The sequence below is a fragment of the Exiguobacterium sp. A1_3_1 genome, assembly GCF_048985645.1.
GTDB lineage: Bacteria > Bacillota > Bacilli > Exiguobacteriales > Exiguobacteriaceae > Exiguobacterium_A > Exiguobacterium_A indicum.
The window spans coordinates 1-3,863 of record NZ_WBYY01000236.1 but is presented as its reverse complement, the minus strand read 5'-3'; the positions used below and the strand labels follow the sequence as shown (position 1 = coordinate 3,863).

The window sequence follows — 3,863 nt, the reverse complement described above, 5'->3', positions numbered from 1 at the left end:
AAGATGCGGCGCAACGCCGGGCACAACGGACAGACTTCGAAGTCGAGCAAATGCGCAAAAAAATCGAACTCTATCGTAATCGATTCAAAGTATTGATCGATGCGCAGATGGAATTATTGACGAGCCATGACTGGGATGCGTTTGATTTCTCTTCTCGTGGAGCGCTTGACGATGTTCCAGCAGTTGCGTATAATGACGACGATGTCGTATAAATAAAATCAATGACAAGGACACGTCGTATCTTGGACGGTTGACAGCGAATCGGGGGAATGGTGGAAGCCCGAGCAACGAAAAAGATGGGGTATCCCCTTGGAGTGCATGACTGAACGTTCGCTGAACAGTAAGTCATGCCGGCTCACTCCCGTTATCGAGTTCTTAAGCGGTCCTGCGTCGTCAAACTGGCGAGCGGGATTAGTAGGGTGGTACCGCGAGTTCAGCCAAGCTCGTCCCTATCTCAGGGATGAGCTTGGCTTTTTTTGTACTTTTAAAGCGAAAGGTGAGAGATGGTCAGATGGATTACAAAGAAACCTTATTGATGATGAAAACGGAGTTTTTAATGCGAGGCAACTTGCCAAAACGTGAACCAGATATGCAAGCACGATGGGAAGAGATGAATCTCTACGCTGCGGTCCAGGAAAAGAACGCTGGAAAGCCGACGTTCATCCTCCACGATGGTCCTCCATATGCGAATGGTGACATCCACATGGGTCACGGATTAAACAAAGTTTTAAAAGACATCATCGTCCGCTACAAATCGATGAACGGCTTCCAGTCTCCGTACGTGCCTGGTTGGGACACACACGGATTACCGATTGAAACAGCACTTCAAAAAGCCGGTGTTGATCGTAAATCGATGACGGTCGCAGAATTCCGTGAATTATGTGCGAAATATGCGCTCGAACAAGTCGATCACCAACGCGAACAATTCAAACGCCTCGGCGTTCTCGGTGACTATGACAACCCATACATCACCCTGCAACCAGAATTTGAAGCAGCTCAAATTCGTTTATTCGGGGATATGGCGAACAAAGGCTATATCTACAAAGGGAAGAAACCGGTCTATTGGTCACCGTCTTCTGAATCGGCATTAGCTGAAGCAGAAATCGAATATCAAGATAAACGGTCAGCTGCCATCTATGTCGCGTTCCAAGTCATGGACGGAAAAAACATCTTAGAGCCGACGGATCATTTCGTCATCTGGACGACGACACCATGGACGATTCCAGCGAACCTCGGAATCTCTGTCAGTGCGGAATTAACGTATGCGCGGATCGAGTATCAAGGAAAAGGCTATATCGTAGCGGAAACACTTGTTCCTGAAGTCATCGAAGCACTCGGATGGGAAGATGCAACAGTCGGACGTGTCTTTAATGGTGCGGATTTCGAATACATGAAAGCAAAACATCCACTGTACGACCGTGAATCACTCGTCATGCTTGGCGATCACGTTACAGCGGAAGCGACAGGTGTCGTTCATACGGCTCCAGGTCACGGGGAAGATGACTTCCGCATCGGTCAAGCTTACGGTCTTGACGTCCTTTGCCCAGTCGACGATAAAGGGATCATGACAGCAGAAGCACCTGGATTCGAAGGCATGTTCTATGAAGATGCGAATAAAGAGATCGGTCTTGCCCTCGAAGAAGCCGGTGCACTCTTGAAACTATCGTTCATCAAACACTCGTATCCACATGACTGGCGGACGAAAAAACCGGTCATTTTCCGGGCAACACCACAGTGGTTCGCTTCAATCAAAGACTTCCGTGCGGAAATCCTTGATGAGATCAAAGGCGTCCAGTGGGTACCAGAGTGGGGGGAAACACGTCTCCACAACATGTTCAAAGACCGCGGCGACTGGGTCATCTCACGTCAACGTGCTTGGGGCGTTCCACTTCCAATCTTCTACGCTGAAGATGGAACGGAAATCGTCACACCAGAAACGATTGATCATATCGCGAATCTATTTGCAGCTCACGGATCAAATGTCTGGTATGAGCGCGAAGCAGTCGACTTGCTTCCTGAAGGATTCACACATCCAGCAAGCCCGAACGGTATCTTCAAAAAAGAAACGGACATCATGGATGTCTGGTTCGATTCTGGTTCATCACATGCCGGTGTCCTTGCGACACGTCCTGAATTGACACGTCCAGCGGATCTCTATCTTGAAGGATCTGACCAATATCGTGGTTGGTTCAACTCGTCGCTATCGACAGCCGTCGCAACGACAGGAAAAGCACCATACAAAGCGGTCGTCAGTCACGGATTCGTTCTGGATGGTCAAGGTCGCAAGATGTCGAAATCGATCGGTAACACGATTGCACCGATTCAAGTCATGCAACAATTTGGAGCAGAGATCCTTCGCTTGTGGGTGGCATCAGTCGATTATCAAGCTGATGTCCGAGCATCGATGGATAACTTCAAACAAGTCTCAGAATCATATCGTAAAATCCGGAACACGGTTCGTTTCCTCCTCGGAAACTTGGATCAATTCGATCCTGCGACGCACCGCGTCGCATTTGAAGACTTACCAGAGTCAGATCGTTTCATGCGTACGAAACTGGACCAACTTGTTGGAAAAGTAAAAGCGGCTTATGATGCGTACGACTTCATGTCGGTCTATCAATTGCTCCACAACTTCTGTGTCCTTGATTTGTCGTCGTTCTACCTCGATTACACGAAAGATATCCTGTATATCGAAAAAGCAGACGCGACATCGCGTCGTGCGGTTCAGACGGTCATGTATGATACAGTCGTTGCCTTGTTGCAATTGATGGCACCAGTCTTGCCACACACAGCAGACGAAGCATGGGAATTCGTACCAGCTGTTGAGACGAAGAGTATCTTCTTGACGGACCTTCCGGAAACGGTCGAAGTCTCAGAAGAAGGACTTGCCCTCATCGAGAAATGGAACGCGTTCCTGACGTTCCGCGATGATGTCTTAAAAGCACTCGAGGAAGCGCGCGTTGAGAAACTCGTCGGTAAGACACTCGAAGCGAAACTCTTACTTGCACCGAAGGAAGAGACGAAAGCCTTGCTCGGAACAATCGATCATCTTGAGCAATTACTCCAAGTCTCACAACTCGAATTCGTGGAAACAGCGGATAAGATGTATGAGACGACTGGCATCACGGTTCAAAAAGCTGACGGTGAAAAATGTGAACGTTGTTGGACATATTCGACGGAACTCGGACAAGATCCGGCTCATCCGACGCTTTGCCCACGTTGTACTGAAGTCGTCAATTCTTTATAATGATACAAAGGGAGGGGCGACTGCGACTTCGCAGGACGTCCCTCATTATTTTTGGATGCGGAGGACAATAGGATGTGGCTTTACTTAGGGATTGCTGCTTTACTCGTTGGAATCGACCAGTTGACGAAATGGATCGTCGTTCAAAACATGACGATTGGTCAAGCGATCACGGTCATTCCGGATTTCTTTTATCTCAACTCGTATCGGAATCGTGGCGCCGCGTGGGGAATGCTCGAAGGTAAATTCGGCTTTTTCTTCATCGTTACGGTCGTCGTCGTCATTGGATTGATTTACTTCCTCTACAAGGAAGGCACGAAAAATAAGGTATTTGCTTGGAGCATCGCGTTATTGCTCAGTGGTGCGATCGGAAATTTCATTGATCGAATGGCACGAGGAGAAGTCGTTGATTTCTTCCACTTCTTCCCGTTCGGCTATAATTTTCCGATCTTTAATGTCGCAGACGTCTGTTTGACGTTTGGTGTCATCACGATGTTGATCAGCGTCATGTTCGAAGAACGGTTGACTAAGAAAGGAACGATGGATAAATGAATGAAGTAGAAACATGGTCCGTACAAGCGGATGGAGCGCTGTCTCTTATACACATCTCCGAGCCCAC

At 48.1% G+C, this 3,863-nt stretch carries 2 protein-coding genes and 1 pseudogene; all 3 read left to right on the top strand.

The window, feature by feature from the left end; all coding sequences use genetic code 11:
• Positions 1–212, top strand: a pseudogene (locus F8N00_RS16840) (septum formation initiator); the annotation flags it as partial.
• 299 nt (positions 213–511) lie between these two features.
• Positions 512–3,247 (top strand): isoleucine--tRNA ligase, encoded by a 2,736-nt coding sequence (gene ileS, locus F8N00_RS16835; RefSeq protein ID WP_050677527.1) that lies wholly within the window; start codon positions 512–514, stop codon positions 3,245–3,247.
• A gap of 72 nt (positions 3,248–3,319) precedes the next feature.
• Complete coding sequence (gene lspA, locus F8N00_RS16830; protein ID WP_023468792.1) at positions 3,320–3,796, top strand: signal peptidase II; 477 nt, start codon at positions 3,320–3,322, stop codon at positions 3,794–3,796.
• Positions 3,797–3,863: the final 67 nt, after the last annotated feature.